Below are 18,129 nucleotides of genomic sequence, written 5' to 3'. Positions count from 1 at the left end.
AAGGCGGTGTACTTCGCCAGCTTCGCCTGCGCCAGCACTTTGGTGATGGCGGCGGTGAGCGTCGTCTTGCCATGATCAATGTGCCCAATCGTCCCCACGTTCACATGCGGCTTGCTCCGCACAAACTTCTGCTTCCCCATGCTGGGTATGTCTCCTTTTGTCTTAGATTTAGAGCCGGTTACTTACCCTGTCGCTTGCGTATGATCTCTTCGCTAAAGCTCTTGGGTACTTCCGCGTAGTGCGAAAACTCCATTGAATAGGAGGCCCGGCCACTCGTCATTGAGCGCAAATCGTTTACGTAGCCAAACATCTCTGCCAGCGGCACGTTCGCGCGAATCACCTGCGAACCGCCACGTTCTTCCATACCAATGACATGTCCGCGACGCCGGTTAAGATCGCCCAGCACATCCCCATAGAAATCTGGAGATGTGACCACCTCGACCAGCATCACCGGCTCCAGCAAAACGGGATTGGCCTTTCTTGCCGCTTCCTTGAAGCCCATCGAGCCAGCCGTTTTGAACGCCATTTCGCTCGAATCAACCTCGTGGTACGAGCCATCAAAGAGGGTCACACGTATATCAACCATCGGATACCCCGCGAGTATCCCGTTCTCCATTGCCTCGCGCACACCCTCTTCCGTCGGCTTGATATATTCGCGGGGGACCGAGCCGCCCACAATCGCGTTGACAAACTCGAACCCCTTGCCGCGTTCCAGCGGCTCGACCTTCAGCCAGACATCGCCATACTGGCCGCGCCCACCTGTCTGCCGGACGAAGCGCCCCTCAGCCTGCGCTGTGCTGGTAATCGTCTCCTTGAACGCCACCTGGGGCCGCCCAACGTTCGCTTCCACCTTAAACTCGCGGAACATCCGGTCTACAATCACTTCCAGGTGTAGCTCGCCCATCCCGGAGATGATCGTCTGGCTGGTCTCCTCCTCAGTGCGCACCCGGAAAGTCGGGTCTTCTTCCGCCAGCCGCCCCAGCGCAATGCCCATCTTATCTTGATCGGCTTTGGTCTTCGGCTCAATGGCAATCGAGATGACCGGCTCCGGGAACTGAATGGATTCCAGGGTGATCGGATGCTCAACCTCGCAGAGCGTATCGCCGGTAAACGTGTTCTTCAAGCCCACCGCCGCGCAGATGTCGCCCGCGCGAATCTCGGTAATATCTTCGCGGTGATTGGCGTGCATCTGGAGCAGGCGCCCGATGCGCTCCCGCTGGCCCTTCGCCGAGTTATAGACATACGAGCCTGCCGAGAGCGTCCCGGAATACACCCGGAAATAGGCCAGCCGACCGACAAAGGGATCAGACACAATCTTGAAGGCCAGAGCAGCAAAAGGCGCGTCATCGCTGACCTTTAAGCGTTTCTCTTCGCCGGTCCTGGTATCTGTCGCTACGGGAGGCGGAATTTCGAGGGGAGAAGGGAGGTAGTAAATCACCGCGTCCAGCATCGCCTGCACGCCCTTATTCTTCAGGGCCGAGCCGCATAACACTGGAATCAGCTTTCCCTCAATCGTTGCCTTGCGCAGCGCGGCCCGAAGCTCATCAACGGTAATCTCCTGGCCTTCGAGGTACTTGAGCGTCAGTTCCTCGTCGGTCTCGGCCACCCGTTCAATGAGGTAGTCGCGCTGCTTCGCAGCTTCTTCCGCCAGATCGGCAGGAATAGCGGTCTGATCAGACCTGGCGCCCAGATCATCAACAAAGACCACTCCTTTCTGCTCGATCAGATCAACAAATCCCTTAAACTGGCTTTCCCGACCAATCGGAATCTGGATAGGCACAGGTACCGCGCCCAGCCGGTCACGAATCATATCCACAGTGCGCCAGAAATCAGCGCCGATGCGATCCATCTTATTCACGAAACAGATGCGCGGCACATGATATTTATCTGCCTGGCGCCAGACCGTCTCGGATTGCGGCTCGACTCCGGCCACCGCGTCAAAGACGACGACACCGCCATCAAGCACGCGCAAGGACCGTTCAACCTCAACCGTGAAGTCCACGTGTCCAGGGGTGTCAATGATATTAATTCGATGATCCATCCAGAAACAGGTCGTCGCCGCCGCCGTAATGGTGATGCCGCGTTCCTGTTCCTGAACCATCCAATCCATCGTCGCCGCGCCTTCGTGTACTTCGCCCATCCGGTGGATGCGCTTTGTATAAAAAAGGATGCGCTCGGTGGTGGTGGTTTTACCTGCATCAATATGTGCGATGATGCCAATATTGCGCGTTTTTTCGAGCGGGTATTCTCTCGCCATAATGTTCTTACCAGTAATGCTCCTGAGACCCTGAGACCCTGGGATCATCCCTCCTACCAGCGATAATGGGCAAATGCCTTGTTCGACTCGGCCATCTTATGCACTTCTTCACGACGCTTAATCGTTGCGCCCTGGCCTGCGGCGGCATCCATCAGTTCCCCGGCCAGCCGCTCCGCCATCGCCCGGCCCTTGCGCTCACGCGCGTAGCGGATCAGCCAGCGCATTGCCAGCGCGTTGCGGCGCTCGCCGCGAATCTCCACCGGCACCTGATAGGTCGAGCCACCAACACGCCGGGGCTTCACTTCCAATGTTGGCGTTGCATTCCGCAGCGCCTGCTCAAACACATCAATGGGGTTACGCTTCTGGCGCTGCTCAATCAGATCGAGCGTATCGTACATGATGCGCTCCGCCAGACTACGCTTGCCATCCAACATCAACTTCCCAATAAAACGGGTCAGATTCTTGTTGTTGTACTTCGCATCCGCAATGACAACACGCCGATCAACCTTTGCTCGCCTTGGCAAAGCATGCCTCCTTGATACAGGGCCGATTATCTGCGGCCCTGGTTCTGATGGATAATGAGCCTGTTTTAGACAGCGCCGGGGGCGCCGAGACAAATCTCAGCGCCCCACACGCAAGCGCCTTTCCACTTTGCTCCGTATCGGTACACGAAACGCTTTGAGCAGCGGAGGACACCCGACTCTGCCAGCGCAGCAGCACTGACCGTGTGTTGATCGCCGACCTGGCTACATCTTCTGTACCAACCGCCCTTGCAGCCGGTATCGGCTTGCCGAACGCACTCTTCGCGCGACATCGGCGGCTTACTCTATTTCAACCACCAGCCTCTTCGGCCTGACAGTTAGTGGCGACCCCTCGCGGCTTCCTGACCGCCTTTTGGTCGCTTGGCCCCATACTTCGAGCGCCCCTGGCGCCGTTTCTCGACCCCATTACTATCAAGCGTCCCACGCACGATATGGTAACGGACACTGGGCAGATCCTTCACGCGGCCACCGCGAATCAAGACTACCGAGTGCTCTTGCAGGTTATGCCCCTCGCCCGGAATATACGCCGTCACCTCCATCTGGTTCGTCAGGCGCACACGAGCGATCTTGCGCAGCGCAGAGTTCGGCTTCCTGGGCGTCATGGTTCGCACCAGGGTGCAGACACCGCGCTTCTGGGGCGCGGCGCGCAACTTGCGGGTCCGGTTTGTCAGGGCGTTAAACGCGAAGTGCAGCGCAGGCGCCTTGACCTTCTTGCCCTTTTCTTTGCGCCCCTTGCGCACCAACTGATTCACTGTCGGCATATGTTCTTATCCTCAAGACCTTCATCAACCAGGCATTCGACGGCAGTTTTGGGGGCGATCAGCCATCACCCCCAAAAGCTTTTTCTTCACCTAGCGCACGATACAGCATCGTATCACGAACCAAGAATCATGTCAAGAGCAGTAGTGGAAGAAGCGGCAGCAGCCAGGCGCTCTGCCTGCTGCTTACCCAGCAGTTCCTTGCGCCCAAGCACACCCGTTCCGGCGGGAATCAGCTTGCCGATGATGACATTCTCCTTGAGTCCAACCAGATGATCGGTCGAGCCATGCACCGCCGCATCGGTCAGCACGCGCGTCGTCTCCTGGAACGAAGCCGCCGCCAGGAAGCTCTCCGTGTTCAAGGATGCCTTGGTCACACCCAGCAGCACCGTCTGGGCAGTTGCCGGTTCCCCGCCTTCTGCCAGCACCCGCGCATTGGTTTGCTCATAGATGAACCGATCAACCAGATCGTTTGGCAGCAGTTCCGTATCGCCGGGATCATCCATGCGCACCCGCCTGAGCATCTGCCGCACAATCACCTCGATATGCTTATCGTTAATATACACACCCGTGTTGCGATAGACCTTCTGCACTTCCTTGACCAGATACATCTGGACCGCATCGCGCCCCTGGATACGCAGCACATCCTGCGGATCAACCAGCCCTTGTGTCAACTGCTGGCCTGCCTGCACGCGCTGGCCCGCAGCCACATCTTTGTGGATGTTCACGGCTGCCGGTACAGGATACTCGCGCTCCTCGCGCTCCTCGAAACGCACCGCAAGTTTGCTATCGCCCTTCAGAATCACCTCGCCAGCCGTGCGCGCTTTCTCCTCTCGCCCGGCGCCAGCGCCATCCTCCGCTGGAAGTCGCGCGATCACCTGATCGCGCTCGATATGATCCCCATCTCGGACCAGCACCTCGGCGCCCGATGGCAGCGGATACTCATCCAGGAAGACTTCAGCCGAAACGACCTTGAGTTTGCGCGCCCCGTTCTCGTCCACCGCAATCTCCACCAGGCCATCAATCTCACTGATGATCGACTTATCCTTGGGTACACGCGCCTCAAAGAGTTCTTCTACACGCGGCAAGCCCTGCGTGATGTCTTCCTGAGCGCCCGCAATACCACCCGTATGGAAGGTACGCATCGTCAACTGCGTGCCAGGCTCGCCAATCGACTGTGCCGCAATGATACCCACCGCGTCACCCAGCGCGACCAGTTTGCCAGCCGCCAGCGCCCGCCCATAGCACTTACGGCACACACCATGAGGCGCCAGGCACTGAAGAACTGAGCGCACATAGACCTTATCAACGCCGCTCTTCAGCATCGCGTCAACCGTATCCTCATCCAACTCCTCGCCTGGCAGCGCCTGCTCAAAGCCGGGTACCGCTGCTGCCAGAATACGACCCACCAGCCGATTCCGCAGCGGCTCCGACATAGCTGTGCTATCCTCAGCGGTGATCCAGATGCCCTCAGTCGTGCCACAGTCCTCTTCAAGCACGATCACATCCTGGGACACATCAATTAACCGCCGCGTCAGATAGCCCGACTCTGCTGTGCGCAGCGCCGTATCCGCCAGACCCTTGCGCGCGCCGTGACTACTGATGAAGTACTCCAACACCGTCAGCCCTTCGCGGAAGTTGCCACGAATAGGCACCTCGATGATACGACCCGATGGATCAGCCATCAGGCCGCGCATGCCTGCAAGCTGGCGAATCTGTTGGAACTTCGCTTTCGTCGCGCCGGAGTTCGCAATGGTATAAATCGAGCCATACGGATCAAGCGTCGTTTTGACCGCATCAGTGACGCGTTCTGTGGCTGTGTTCCAAAGTTCCACCAGCCGATGATAACGCTCGTTCTCCGTAATCAAACCCTCGCGATATTGCTCGTCCAACTCGACGACCCTGGCATCGGTCTCCTCAAGGATGATCCGTCGCTCCTCTGGCACAACGACATCGCTAATGGCAATACTGGCCCCGGCCTTGGTGGCATAGGCAAACCCAAGCCGCTTGATCTCATCGGCCAGTTCAGCCGTTGGCTGCCGACCATACTCGCTAAAGCATTCGGCGACCACCAGCTTGAGGTTGCTCTTATCCATCGGATAGTTCTTGAACTGCAAGTGCTCTGGCAGCACCTCGTTAAAGATAATCCGGCCAGCCGTAGTCTCGATCAGCCTCCCATCAGCCAACGCAGAAGCCACGCTTGGCGAACGGAAGACAGCGACCCCTTCTGGCAGGCGAACCTGAATCTTTGCCTGGAGGTCAATGACCTCATGGTGGAAAGCCAGCAGGGCTTCGTTTCTATCGGCAAAGCGCCGCCCCTCGCCTTTCAACCCCTCGCGCTCCATCGTGAGATAGTAACAGCCAAGCACCATATCCTGGGTAGCGCCAATCGATGGCTCGCCAGTCGCCGGATGCAAGATATTGCGCGTCGAAAGCATCAGCTTGCGCGCCTCTTCCTGCGCCTTCTCCGAAAGCGGCACATGCACCGCCATCTGGTCTCCATCAAAGTCGGCATTGAAGGCCGAACAAACCAGCGGATGCAGTTGAATGGCGCTCCCCTCCACCAGCACCGCCTCAAACGCCTGGATGCCCAGGCGGTGCAGCGTCGGCGCCCGGTTCAGCAGCACCGGATGGTCGTGAATGACCTCTTCCAGCACATCCCAGACCTCCGGCTTGACGCGCTCCACAAAACGCTTGGCGCTCTTGATGTTGTGCGCCAGGTTCTGCTCCACCAGCTTACGCATCACAAAGGGCTTGAACAACTCCAGAGCCATCTTTTTGGGCAAGCCACACTGGTGCAGCTTCAGATCGGGGCCAACCACGATCACCGAGCGCCCGGAATAGTCTACGCGCTTGCCCAGCAGGTTCTGGCGGAAGCGCCCCGCCTTACCTTTGAGCATATCGGAGAGGCTCTTGAGCTTATGGTTGCCCGAACCGGCAACGGCTCGTCCGCGCCGTCCATTATCAATGAGCGCGTCGCACGCCTCTTGCAGCATACGCTTTTCGTTGCGGATGATGATCTCTGGCGCGCCCAGTTCCAGCAGCCGCTTCAGACGGTTGTTGCGGTTAATCACCCGGCGATAGAGATCGTTCAGATCAGACGTGGCGAAGCGCCCGCCATCGAGCTGCACCATCGGACGCAGATCGGGCGGCAGCACCGGCAGCACCGTCATGATCATCCATTCAGGGCGGTTGCCAGACTTGCGAAACGCCTCGACCACCTTCAACCGCTTTGTCGCCTTCTTGCGCCGCTGGCCGGTGGTCGAATGAATCTCATGGCGGAGATCTTCCGCCAACTTATCCAGGTCAATTGCCGCCAGCAGTTCACGCACCGCCTCCGCGCCCATGCCAGCGCGGAAGACATGCCCAAAAGCGTCGTTTAACTCACGATAGCGCGCCTCTTGAAGCAGATCGCCCCGGCGCAATCCCTCCAGATCGCGCCGACGTGTATCCACCTGCGCCTGCATCTGATTGCTCTGGCCGACAAGCTGGTCCTGAAGCGCGTTGATCTCGCCATCAGTCGCCAGCCGGATACGCTCGGCCTCGCGCTCGCTCTCCAGGCGCGCGCGTTCGATCTCTGCGCGCGCCTGCTCAGCGGCAGCATTCCGGGCTGCCTCGCCAGCTTTCTCCAACGCCTCCAGATGCTGCGCCGCAATCGTATCTCCCTTGCGAGCAATACGCTCGCCAGTCGGCTCATAGAGGGCATCGTCCTTGATGACTTTGCCCATCTCAGCGCGCAGCGTCTCGCGGACGGTGGTTTCGGCGCGGTTGGCCGCCTGCAAGGCTTCGCTGCGCTGCATCTCGGCTTCTTCGCGCACCGTTTGTGCCTGCGCCAATAAGTCCTCGATAGCGCGGTCGCGCCCTGCCTGCAACTCCTGAATGCGCGCTGTCGCGTTCTCCTCCAACCGCTGAATCTGGCGCTGCACATCCTCATCTATTTGTCCAACCACCTCACGCCGCGCATCTTCGTCAATATGAGTGACGACATACAGAGCGAAGTAGAGGATACGCTCCAGGTTCCTTGGGGACAGGTCCAGCAGCAGGCCAATGCGGCTGGGCGTACCCTTGAAGTACCAGATGTGACTGACCGGCGATGCCAGTTCAATATGCCCCATGCGCTCGCGCCGCACCTTGGAGCGCGCCACTTCTACGCCACATTTATCGCAAACAATGCCCTTAAAACGGACGCGCTTATACTTTCCACAATAGCACTCCCAATCCTTGGTCGGGCCAAAGATGCGCTCGCAAAAGAGGCCATCTTTTTCCGGCTTGAGCGTGCGATAGTTAATCGTTTCCGGCTTCGTCACCTCGCCATAGCTCCACGAGCGAATCTGCTCCGGGCTGGCGAGGCTGATGCGGATAGCGTTGAAATCGTTCACTTCGAGCATGGGCGGTCACTCTCCTTCAAACCCAGACAGGTTGATGCCCAGCTCCGGCATCACGTCGGTCGAGGTATCTTCCACAAACTGAATCTTCTGCTCGTCCTCGTTCAACACCTCCACGTTAATGCCCAGGCTTTGCAGTTCTTTCACCAACACTTTAAAGGACTCCGGTACCCCCGGCTCCATGATATTCTCGCCTTTGACAATCGCCTCATAGGTCTTGACACGCCCGACCACATCATCGGACTTGACCGTCAGAATCTCTTGCAAGATGTTCGCCGCACCATAGGCTTCCAGCGCCCAGACCTCCATCTCCCCAAAACGCTGCCCACCAAACTGCGCCTTGCCACCCAGCGGCTGCTGCGTAATCAAGCTATATGGCCCGGTTGAGCGGGCATGCACCTTATCCTCCACCAGATGCGCCAGCTTCAACATATAGGTGTATCCGACTGTCACCGGCTTATCGAACGGTTCGCCTGTGCGCCCATCAAAAAGCTGCACCTTGCCGTTGCCCGGCAGCCCTGCTTTCTCCAGCAGTTGCTCGATGTCTTCCTCGTGGGCGCCGTCAAAAACCGGCGTCGCCACTTTGAAGCCGAGCGCCTGCGCCGCCCAGCCTAAATGCGTTTCCATGATCTGGCCGATATTCATGCGGTGCGGCACGCCCAGCGGATTCAGAATAATATCCACCGGCGTCCCATCCGGCATGAAGGGCATGTCTTCAATGGGCAGCACCCGACTGATCACGCCCTTGTTGCCGTGTCGCCCGGCCATCTTGTCACCCGCGCCGATCTTGCGCTTCTGCGCGAGGCTCACGCGCACCAACTGATTGACGCCCGGCGAGAGTTCATCGTTATTCTCGCGCGAGAAGACCTTGACCTCGACAATCTTGCCGCGCTCGCCGTGTGGCACGCGCAGGCTGGTGTCCTTCACCTCGCGCGCCTTCTCACCAAAGATCGCGCGCAGCAGCTTCTCCTCTGCCGTCAGTTCGGTCTCGCCTTTCGGCGTGATCTTGCCAACGAGAATATCGCCGGGGCCAACCTCGGCGCCGACATAGATGATGCCGCGCTCATCCAGATTGCGCAGCCCTTCTTCGCCGACGTTGGGGATGTCGCGCGTGATCTCCTCTGGCCCCAGCTTGGTGTCGCGCGCCTCCACCTCGTGCTTCTCAATATGGACGCTGGTAAACAGGTCTTCGCGCACAATCCGCTCGCTGATCAGAATGGCGTCCTCGTAGTTGCCGCCTTCCCAGGACATAAACGCCACCAGAATGTTCTGCCCAAGCGCCAGTTCGCCGTTCTCCGTCGAGGAGCTATCGGCGATCACCTGGCCCACCGTCACCACATCGCCCTTATTGACAATGGGGCGCTGGTTGATGCACGTCCCCTGGTTCGAGCGCACAAACTTGCGCAGCCGGTGGATATGCTCAACCCCTTCATCGTCCAGAATCACGATCTGGCGGGCCGTCGCGCTCACCACCGTGCCAGCGGCACGCGCCAGCACGACCTGGCCGGAGTCTACCGCTACCTGGCGCTCAATGCCCGTACCCACTACCGGCGCCTGGGGCTGAAGCAGCGGCACCGCCTGACGCTGCATGTTCGCGCCCATCAGCGCGCGGTTCACGTCGTCATGCTCCAGGAACGGGATCAACGCCGCCGCTACGCTCACCATCTGCCGGGGCGACACGTCCATATAGTCCATCCGGCTCGCTGGCTCTTCCACAAAGCTCATCTCATAGCGGGCGGAAATACGATCACTCAGGAAATGCCCGTTCTTATCCAGCGGCGCGTTCGCCTGCGCAATCACAAACCGCTCTTCGTCATCCGCCGTCAGATAGACCACCTCCTGAGAGACCCAGGAGATAATCGGAATCTCTCGCTCCCCCAGCTTGCCAAGCTTGCGGAAGAGCGCCTCATCCACCTCAGTTTGCGCCGGAGCGATAAGTTTGCCCGCGTCATCCTTCACATCTCGGCTGAGCTTCTGCCCAATCAACCGGCGATCATCATTCTTCAGCTTGTGGAAGACCTTGCGGTAGGGGGTCTCCACAAACCCATAGGGGTTGATCTGCCCATAGGTCGCCAGCGCGCCGATCAAGCCAATGTTCGGACCTTCCGGCGTCTCAATCGGACAGATGCGTCCATAGTGCGATTGGTGCACGTCGCGCACATCAAACCCGGCACGCTCGCGCGACAGACCGCCTGGACCCAACGCCGAAAGACGCCGCTTATGCGTAATCTCGGAGAGCGGGTTGGTCTGGTCCATGAACTGCGAAAGCTGGCTGCCGCCAAAGAACTCTTTCATCGCCGCCACCACCGGGCGAATGTTAATCAATTGATTCGGGGTCGCCTGTCCAGGCTCCTGAATCACGCTCATGCGCTCCTTCACCACGCGCTCCATGCGCAGCAGCCCCACGCGGAACTGATTCTGAATCAACTCGCCCACACTGCGCACGCGCCGATTGCCCAGATGGTCAATATCGTCTTTGCGCGCCCGCCCGTTATTCATATCAATCAGCCGACGAATAATGTTGACCAGATCTTCCTTGGTCAGCGTGCGCGTCGTCTGCGGAATCGCCAGGTCCAGCTTGCGATTCAGCTTGTAGCGGCCCACTCCGCCCAGATCATAGCGGCGCGGATGGAAGAACAGGTTATTCACCAGCGTGCGCGCGTTCTCCAGCGTCGCCGGATCGCCTGGGCGCAGCTTGCGATACAGTTCCAGCAGCGCGTCATCCGGCGCTTTCACCGGGTCACGATCCAGGGTGGCGCTGATATAGCGATGGTCGGGGTTGGTATCCACATCCTGGAAGAGTTCCAGCATCTCGTGATCCTGCCCATAGCCCACCGCCCGCAGCAGGGTGGTAATCGGAATCTTGCGCTTGCGATCAATCTTGACGGAAAGCAGATTCTTGTTGCTGGTCTCGAACTCCAGCCAGGCGCCGCGATTGGGAATGAGCTTGGCGGCAAAGAGCGTCCTGCCGGTGGTCGGGTCTTCATCGGCGGTAAAGTAGACGCCGGGCGAGCGCACGAGTTGGCTCACCACCACGCGCTCGGCGCCGTTAATAATAAAGGTGCCTTCTTTGGTCATGAGCGGGAAATCGCCCATGAACACATCTTTTTCGATAATCTCGCCAGTCTCTTTGTTCGTCAAGCGCGCCTTCGCCGTGAGAGGCGCGGCAAAGGTGGCGTCGCGGTCTCGGCATTCATCTTCACTATATTTGGGCTTGCCAAACGGCTCATCAGGAACAAAAAACTCCAATTTCAGGTTCTTGCCAGTAAAGTCTTCAATAGGCGAAATTTCACTAAAAAGTTCGCGTAACCCTTCTTTCTTAAACCAGTCAAACGAGTCCAGCTGAATCTGAATAAGGCTGGGCATTGGACGAATGTCAGGAATGTGCGCGAATGTCACGCGCTCTGGAGGCATCACAGCCATGCTAACTGCCATGCGATACAAGCTCCTCTCGCCAGTTGCCCAAGCCGCCTGACAATACGTGCCCTCAACAACAAGCGACCTCATTGCTGAAGGCTGGGGGTCAAAAATCGGCGGCTGCGCTGCATTTGTGAACAACGAAAAAAGACAACAAAAGTAACCGCTCGTGATCTCACTGGACGTAAGATAGGCGGTTACTCAGAATTAGCGCTCCTAAAACCCAGGTGATAATCCGGCAATGCCAACCAACAATTTACCTGACTTCTTCGCGCTCGCTCCACCGGCTTACCAGCAGTTGTAGACAAACGGCCACGCCAGCCAGCGTTTGAGCAGAGAAAAGGCGCTAAAAAAGCTCTCTGATGGCGAAGCAAACAGTTCTCTGCCTCTCAAGAGAACCATTCCTCACCCAAAAAGATGAGAGCCAAAATGATAAGATTGCGTACTCCTACAGCGTAGGATTATATCATGTACTGGCAACTACGTCAAGGGCTTTTAGGACTTTTTCCTTAAAAATAGGCAAAAAACATGCAAATAGCGTTCCTGAAACACATGCAAATAGCGTTCCTACACTGTTTCCTGGTAGAAGTAGGGGCATATGATGAAGGGTAGAGGATACGGAATGGACAGGAGGGCAAATACACTGCGCGTCTTTATCGAGTTTGCTGCGGCTCAGGCGTCGCTCACCAACCTGTTCATCTCGCTGGCCTTTGGCGTGGGTCAGGTCATTGTTGGCGCAGCGATGATCAGGTATACGACGCGCAAAGCGCGCTGGCGCCGAGGCGCCTTCTTTGGGCTGGCGCTCCTGGGCGCCTGGATTGCCACCAGCGGCTTGACAGAACTGGTGGTGTCGGGAACCGAAATGCTGGCTCGGCTGGGTGGGAATGTCTCAGCCGCCACAGCGGAGCAGATTCGCGCGAACGCCGATACGGCCTTTCTCGCTGCCTCCCTGGCGCTGCTAGTCGTCGGCGCGGGCTATCTGCTGCTGGCCCGACGCTGGGCGGCGCAGCGCAAAACAGATCGCTAAACCAGAAGGCTACAGATCGCTGCTCTCATCAATCGCCGCCAGGTCTTCTTGCACAAATCCGGCGTCCAACCCAAACTCCTCCAGCGCCTCTACGGCGGCGCGATACTCGCGCCAGTGCAGCCGCCGGTTAAGGTTCGGGTCGTCAAACGCCTTCCAGGCAGGAAAGTATTGGTCCATCAGACTCACCGGCACGTCGGGGCCAAGCTCGGTAGCAATCCAGCGCAGCACTTCGCTCGTCCCCGCAATATCGTTCGGCATGACCAGATGGCGGATCAGCAGTCCACGCACGCCAATCCCTTCTTCGTTTACCTGAAGTGGCCCCACCTGGCGATACATCTCCTTGAGCGATGCGCGATTGAAGTCCACATAATGATGCATCTTCGAAGTCTTCAGAGCATGGGTGTTATCAGCATACTTGGCGTCGGGCATATATATATCAATCACGCCATCGAGCAATCTGAGGACATGCAGATGCTCGTAGCCCGCGCAGTTATAGACAAAGGGCAGTCGAAAGCCTCTTGGAATCGCTACCAACAGCGCGGCCAGGAGTTGGGGAACGAAGTGCGTCGGCGTCACCAGATCGATATTATGGCAGCCCTTCTTCTGAAGATAGAGCATCATCTCGGCCAATCGTTCCGGCCCAACGCGATGCCCCCGGCCATACTGGCTGAGCCAGAAATTCTGGCAATAGGTGCAGCGCGCCTGGCAATTGCCAAAAAAGATCGTGCCAGCGCCGCGCGTCCCGCTGATCGGCGGCTCTTCGCGGCGATGCACGTTCCACGACCCAACAATCGCCTCTGTGCCGGAATGGCAGGCCCCCGTCTTCCCTGCAATGCGATTGACCTTACAATTCTGTGGGCAAACGGTACAGGCGCGCAATAACTCCCAGGCCGCCTCGGCGCGTTTCTCCAGTTCTCCGGTCTCATAAAGCTGCATATACGCCGGATACGGCTCCGTCACCTTCCACTGCTCAGGGCTGATATGTTTCACGTCCGGCCCAACCGGCACTTCCAGCAAGCGCATAGAGTTCCCTTCAGGCTAGTGACCTATCCGATACGCAGCCAATAGCTCGTGAAGTACCTCTGCCTCAAGGCAAGAGGCTTCTACGACGCCGTAGCATCGTGGGCCACTTCCTGGCCCCGGAACAGAATGTTGATGGCGGCGTTGTGGTCCCGGTCTAGCTCTGTGCCACACTGGCAGGAATGCCAGCGCTCATCTAGCCCTTTCTGCACAATGGCCCCACAACCGCTGCAAAGCTGGCTGGTATACTTGGGGTCTACCAACACCACGCGCCGCCCGGCCCTCTCAGCCTTGACGATACAGAACTGTTGGAACTGGCCCCAGCCAGCATCTAAGATCGATTGGTTCAAGCCTGCCTTGGCCGCCGCGCCATTGGGGAGATACTCGCCCGGATGGTCCGGGTCGGGCTTGGGGTCCGGTGTGGCGGTCATGTGCAGGATAGACAAGTCTTCCATCGCTAGCAGTCCGTATGCGTTCACCAGACGGCGGGAAAGCTGATGGTGGAAGTTCTGCCGCTGGTTACGGACCTTACGATATGCTCTAGCCAGGGCAAGAGCCGCCCGTTTCCGGCGATGGCTGCCCTTTTTGCGCCGGTCCTTGATCTGGCTCAGTATCTTGATGTGCTTTAGCCCTTTGCGGTAGTGCCGGGGGTTCTCAATATGTTCGCCAGTGGATAGGGTAGCAAATCTCATGACACCCAAATCTAGACCAGCGGCGCTCTCAGTTAGCGGCAAAGGGGCTTCTTCTGGCGCCTCACAGGAAAAGGTGACATACCATTGGTCGATGTCGTGCCGGATGGTGACGGTCTTGATCGTGCCTTGCAGTTCCCGGTGCAGCCTGATTTTCACGTCACTTACGCCCGCCAGCGCCAGGCGGTCCCCTTGTAACTTCCAGCCCGCCTTGTCAGGATAGGTGAAACTATGATAGCGGCTCGTACTCTTGAAACGAGGATAGCCGGGTGTCTCTCCATTCCTGATGCGTCGAAAGAAGGCGGCAAAGGCTTTGTCCAACCTGCGCAGCACATCTTGCAAGACGTGCGCGGGCAGTTCTCGATAGGCGGGGTACTCCCGCTTCAGATCGGGCAATTCGTTGATTTGCGTGTAGCAAGACAGCGAAGCGCGGCGCATCTGATAGTAGGCGCGGCGCTGTTCCAGTCCCGCGTTGTACAGGTCACGACAGCGCCGCAGGTAAAAGAGCAACGTCTGTTCCTGCTGCTTCGTCGGGGAGAGCCGGTACTTAAAGGTCTTCCTACTTGGCATCCTGCTATTCACTTCTCTTTTGTTTGCGTTTTAAGTATTCACGAACAGCTTGCACGATTTCCCCGTTCAGGGACCGATCTTCCAACTTCGCTACGGGGCGCAGTGCCTCAATAAGTTCCGCTGGAAAGCGCACCGTGACTTTGATTTCTCGTTGCTTCTCCATGCCATCATTATATAACTATTTCGGCGGCATTTCAAGCAGCAGCGAGGGCCGCCTAACCCCCGCCTGAAGAGCGTGGGTATGCAGCGACCCACTCATCAATCTGATTGAGATGGTCGCGCTCGTGCCAGACGGCGCGGCGCAGCGCCTTGCGCAGCGTCCACTGCTCGCCCCGATGGGTAAAGACTCTTCCCCGCAATTCTTTCGGATAGCTCTTCACGCGCAGAATCGCTGCCTGACGTACCCGCTGGAGCCGGTCAATCGTCGGCCCTGCCAGCGCGCTGACACGAATGCGCGGCGGCGTCTCATCCAGACGCCCCATATACCAGACCTCGGCCTGAGCGATATGATCGAGCATCTCACGAATACTCTGGCTATCGGGGGTATTCGTCGGCTTCCAATCGAGCTTTTCATCAGCAAGCGCGCCGACCCGATCCAGCAGGTCTTCACGCTGCCAGCCCAGCAGAGTCAGCGCCCACTCGATGTCCTCTTCGCTGGCTGGCTCGGCGTCTGGCGCGAAGAAACTGTGAATCTCATAATCTCCCTCAGAGGCAATCTGAAAAACTTCTTTGACATTGAAGACAAATGGGCTATGCACATCGGGTGTATACTCATCGTGGCAACGCAGCCAGGCATGATACTCAACGGTGGCCTTCTGGAGATGCTCTAACGCTTCCTGGCGGCTCGCGCCGCTGGCATAACAGCCGGGCAAATCAAGGATCAGCGCCAGAGTCACGCCTTCAGCCGTCTCTTCCAGATAGACGTCATAGGTAGCAGCCGAGACTTCCTCAGCCGGGGTCGGCGTCTCGCTGGCTTCACTGATCCCGCCAACGATGCCCTCCCCAGGCTCAGCCTCATCCTCCGACACGTCGGCCATCACAGCCGTACTTTCGGCATCTGCTTCTGCCAGGCGCGCTTCCTGCGCCCGCTTCTTCGGGCGCTTGTCTTTCTCGCGTGCGCTCATGAAGTCCTCCTCCTTCTCCCGCGCCTGCTCCATGGGCCACGCCCTTTAGTCGTCACTCCAGCACATAGCGGCGCAGTTCGACAATCTGGTCACGAAGTTCGGCGGCGCGCTCAAACTCAAGTTCTCTAGCCGCGCGGCGCATCTGGCCTTCCAGGTCTTTAATCAGCTTCAGCGCCTCTTCTTTTGGAATGGTCTGAAGCGACGGCGCATTCGCGTCGTAGCCTGCCCTGGATTCGGCCACCTTCAGACGATCAGAGAGCGCCCGAACCTCTTTTCTGATGCCAACAGGCACAATCTGGTTGCGAGTATTATACTCAATCTGAATCTTCCGGCGGCGGTTGGTCTCATCAATCGCTCGCTGCATCGAGCGCGTCACCACATCAGCATACATGATAACCTGCCCCTCCACGTGCCGGGCTGCGCGGCCTGTCGTCTGAATCAACGAGCCTTCCGAACGCAAGAAGCCCTCTTTGTCGGCATCCAGAATCGCCACCAGCGAGACTTCTGGCAGGTCCAGCCCTTCACGCAGCAGGTTAATGCCCACCACCACATCATAGACCCCCAGGCGCAGGTCACGCAAAATATCCACGCGCTCGATAGTCTCAACTTCCGAGTGCAGATAGTGAACCTTGATGCCAAGCTCTTGCATATAATCGGCCAGGTCTTCGGCCATCTTCTTCGTCAGCGTCGTCACCAGCACCCGCTGGCCCTTCTCCACACGTTGATGAATCTCGGCCAGCAAATCATCAATCTGCCCTTCCGTTGGGCGCACCGAAATCACTGGATCAAGCACGCCCGTCGGGCGAATGATCTGCTCCACCACCTGCTGACTATGCTCGTATTCATACGGGCCAGGCGTCGCCGAGACAAAGATGGCCTGGTTCAGATGCTGCTCATACTCACCAAAGCGCAGGGGCCGGTTATCCAGCGCCGAAGGCAGCCGAAAGCCATATTCCACCAGCACCTCTTTGCGCGAGCGATCACCGGCATACATGCCGCGCACCTGCGGCAGCGAGACATGCGACTCGTCAACCACCATCAGGAAATCATCCGGCATATAGTCCAGCAGCGTCCAGGGCTGCTCTTCCGCCTGGCGTCCGGCCAGATGCCGCGAATAGTTCTCAATGCCAGAGCAGATACCCGTCTCGCGCAGCATCTCCAGGTCGAAGTTCGTGCGCTGGCGCAGGCGCGCCGCCTCCAGCAGTTTGCCCTGATCGTTCAGTTCTTTCAGGCGCTCATCAAGCTCAAGCTCAATGTTGACAATCGCCCGCTGGAGGCGCTCTTGCGTCGTTACCCAGTGCTTGGCAGGATAGATGTCGAGCCGCTGGCGCTGTCCCAGGATTTCGCCGGTCAGCGGGTCAATCTCGACCATGCGCTCAATCTCATCGCCAAAGAACTCGACGCGCATCGCCAGGTCTTCATAGGATGGAAAGATTTCAAGCACATCGCCGCGCACGCGAAACTTGCCGCGCACAAAGTTCGTATCATTGCGCTCGTACTGAATCTCCGCCAGGTGGCGCAGAATCTTATCGCGGCGGCGCAGCTCGCCCTGCTTCAGCGTCAGCACTACCTCGCCGTATTCTTCGGGCGAACCCAGGCCATAGATACAAGAGACCGAAGCCACGATCAAGACATCGCGGCGCTCAAACAGGCTGCGCGTGGAGGAGAGGCGCAGCTTCTGAATCTCCTCGTTAAGCTGGCTCTCCTTTTCCACATACGTATCAGTTCGCGGGATATAGGCTTCCGGCTGGTAGTAATCGTAATAGCTGACGAAGTATTCCACCGCGTTATTGGGGAAGAACTCTTTGAACTCGCTGTATAACTGCGCCGCCAGCGTTTTATTGGGGGCCAGCACCAGCGTGGGGCGTTGCACCGCCGCGACTGCGTTAGCAATGGTAAAGGTTTTTCCGGTTCCGGTAGCGCCAAGCAAGGTCTGATACTTATCGCCTCGCTGGAGGCCCTCCACTAACTGATCAATAGCGGTGGGTTGATCGCCAGTCGGCTGCCAGGGGGCGACCACCTGAAAATCAGACATGATGCCGTCTCCTCTATTTCAATACCCTCGCCTATTCCGATACGCTCAAAACAGGTCGCAGCTATGCTAGCTCACCCGCGCCAGGCACACGCCCGCTGACAGTATAGCACAGCAAGCAGCAGCCCAGAGAGGAAGGCGGATTTTCCGCTCCCCACTGAGGAGAAATGAAACAATCGTTCTATAAGTATAGCAGATAAAAGAGGGCTGGTCAAGAAAATCGCGCCTCTTCACAGCGGATGATACGCTTTGATCGCAAGGCTTTACGGTCTAGAGAGGCGCTTAAGAAATTGTGACACTCCGCTGCC

Annotated in this window: 11 protein-coding genes; 1 reads left to right on the top strand and 10 read right to left on the bottom strand. The window is 58.1% G+C overall.

Features of this window, described 5'->3' with window-relative positions; all coding sequences use genetic code 11:
* The 6 genes from VH599_07950 to VH599_07925 all read right to left on the bottom strand — a co-directional run.
* Positions 1 to 140: GTP-binding protein (locus tag VH599_07950; protein ID HEY7348241.1), on the bottom strand; the 140-nt coding region annotated here is incomplete at its 3' end.
* Positions 141 to 178: 38 nt separating this feature from the next.
* Entirely contained in the window at positions 179 to 2,257 is a 2,079-nt protein-coding gene (gene fusA, locus VH599_07945; GenBank protein ID HEY7348240.1) for an elongation factor G, read from the bottom strand.
* A gap of 53 nt (positions 2,258 to 2,310) precedes the next feature.
* Positions 2,311 to 2,781: a 30S ribosomal protein S7 gene (gene rpsG / locus VH599_07940; GenBank protein HEY7348239.1), complete on the bottom strand. Its 471-nt coding sequence runs from the start codon at positions 2,779 to 2,781 to the stop codon at positions 2,311 to 2,313.
* Positions 2,782 to 3,116: 335 nt separating this feature from the next.
* Positions 3,117 to 3,560: a 30S ribosomal protein S12 gene (gene rpsL / locus VH599_07935; GenBank protein HEY7348238.1), complete on the bottom strand. Its 444-nt coding sequence runs from the start codon at positions 3,558 to 3,560 to the stop codon at positions 3,117 to 3,119.
* A 113-nt stretch (positions 3,561 to 3,673) separates the two neighbouring features.
* A complete protein-coding gene (rpoC, locus tag VH599_07930; GenBank protein HEY7348237.1) occupies positions 3,674 to 7,945 on the bottom strand; it encodes a DNA-directed RNA polymerase subunit beta' in 4,272 nt (1,423 codons plus the stop codon).
* A gap of 6 nt (positions 7,946 to 7,951) precedes the next feature.
* Positions 7,952 to 11,377 (bottom strand): DNA-directed RNA polymerase subunit beta, encoded by a 3,426-nt coding sequence (locus VH599_07925; GenBank protein ID HEY7348236.1) that lies wholly within the window; start codon positions 11,375 to 11,377, stop codon positions 7,952 to 7,954.
* Positions 11,378 to 11,981: 604 nt separating this feature from the next.
* On the opposite strand from VH599_07925, the gene VH599_07920 reads away from it, so the two are divergent.
* The gene (locus VH599_07920) at positions 11,982 to 12,386 is read left to right on the top strand and encodes a hypothetical protein (protein ID HEY7348235.1); all 405 of its coding nucleotides are present in this window, start codon (positions 11,982 to 11,984) and stop codon (positions 12,384 to 12,386) included.
* Positions 12,387 to 12,395: 9 nt separating this feature from the next.
* Here the strand turns inward: VH599_07920 and VH599_07915 are convergent, their stop codons facing one another.
* The 4 genes from VH599_07915 to uvrB all read right to left on the bottom strand — a co-directional run bounded on the left by VH599_07915 (position 12,396) and on the right by uvrB (position 17,824).
* Positions 12,396 to 13,409 carry a radical SAM protein gene (locus VH599_07915; protein ID HEY7348234.1) on the bottom strand — a complete coding sequence of 338 codons (1,014 nt, stop codon included), beginning with the start codon at positions 13,407 to 13,409 and terminating at the stop codon, positions 12,396 to 12,398.
* Between the two features lie 80 nt (positions 13,410 to 13,489).
* Positions 13,490 to 14,665 carry a transposase gene (locus tag VH599_07910; GenBank protein ID HEY7348233.1) on the bottom strand — a complete coding sequence of 392 codons (1,176 nt, stop codon included), beginning with the start codon at positions 14,663 to 14,665 and terminating at the stop codon, positions 13,490 to 13,492.
* Positions 14,666 to 14,880: 215 nt separating this feature from the next.
* Complete coding sequence (locus tag VH599_07905) at positions 14,881 to 15,789, bottom strand: type II toxin-antitoxin system HicB family antitoxin (GenBank protein HEY7348232.1); 909 nt, start codon at positions 15,787 to 15,789, stop codon at positions 14,881 to 14,883.
* A gap of 52 nt (positions 15,790 to 15,841) precedes the next feature.
* Positions 15,842 to 17,824, bottom strand: coding sequence for an excinuclease ABC subunit UvrB (gene uvrB / locus VH599_07900; protein HEY7348231.1), 1,983 nt, complete (start codon positions 17,822 to 17,824; stop codon positions 15,842 to 15,844).
* Between the last annotated feature and the right edge of the window lie 305 nt (positions 17,825 to 18,129).

Source organism: Ktedonobacterales bacterium, from assembly GCA_036557285.1.
Taxonomy (GTDB): domain Bacteria; phylum Chloroflexota; class Ktedonobacteria; order Ktedonobacterales; family DATBGS01; genus DATBHW01.
Note: the sequence above shows the minus strand (reverse complement) of the source record. Positions and strands in the feature narration are given on the sequence as shown.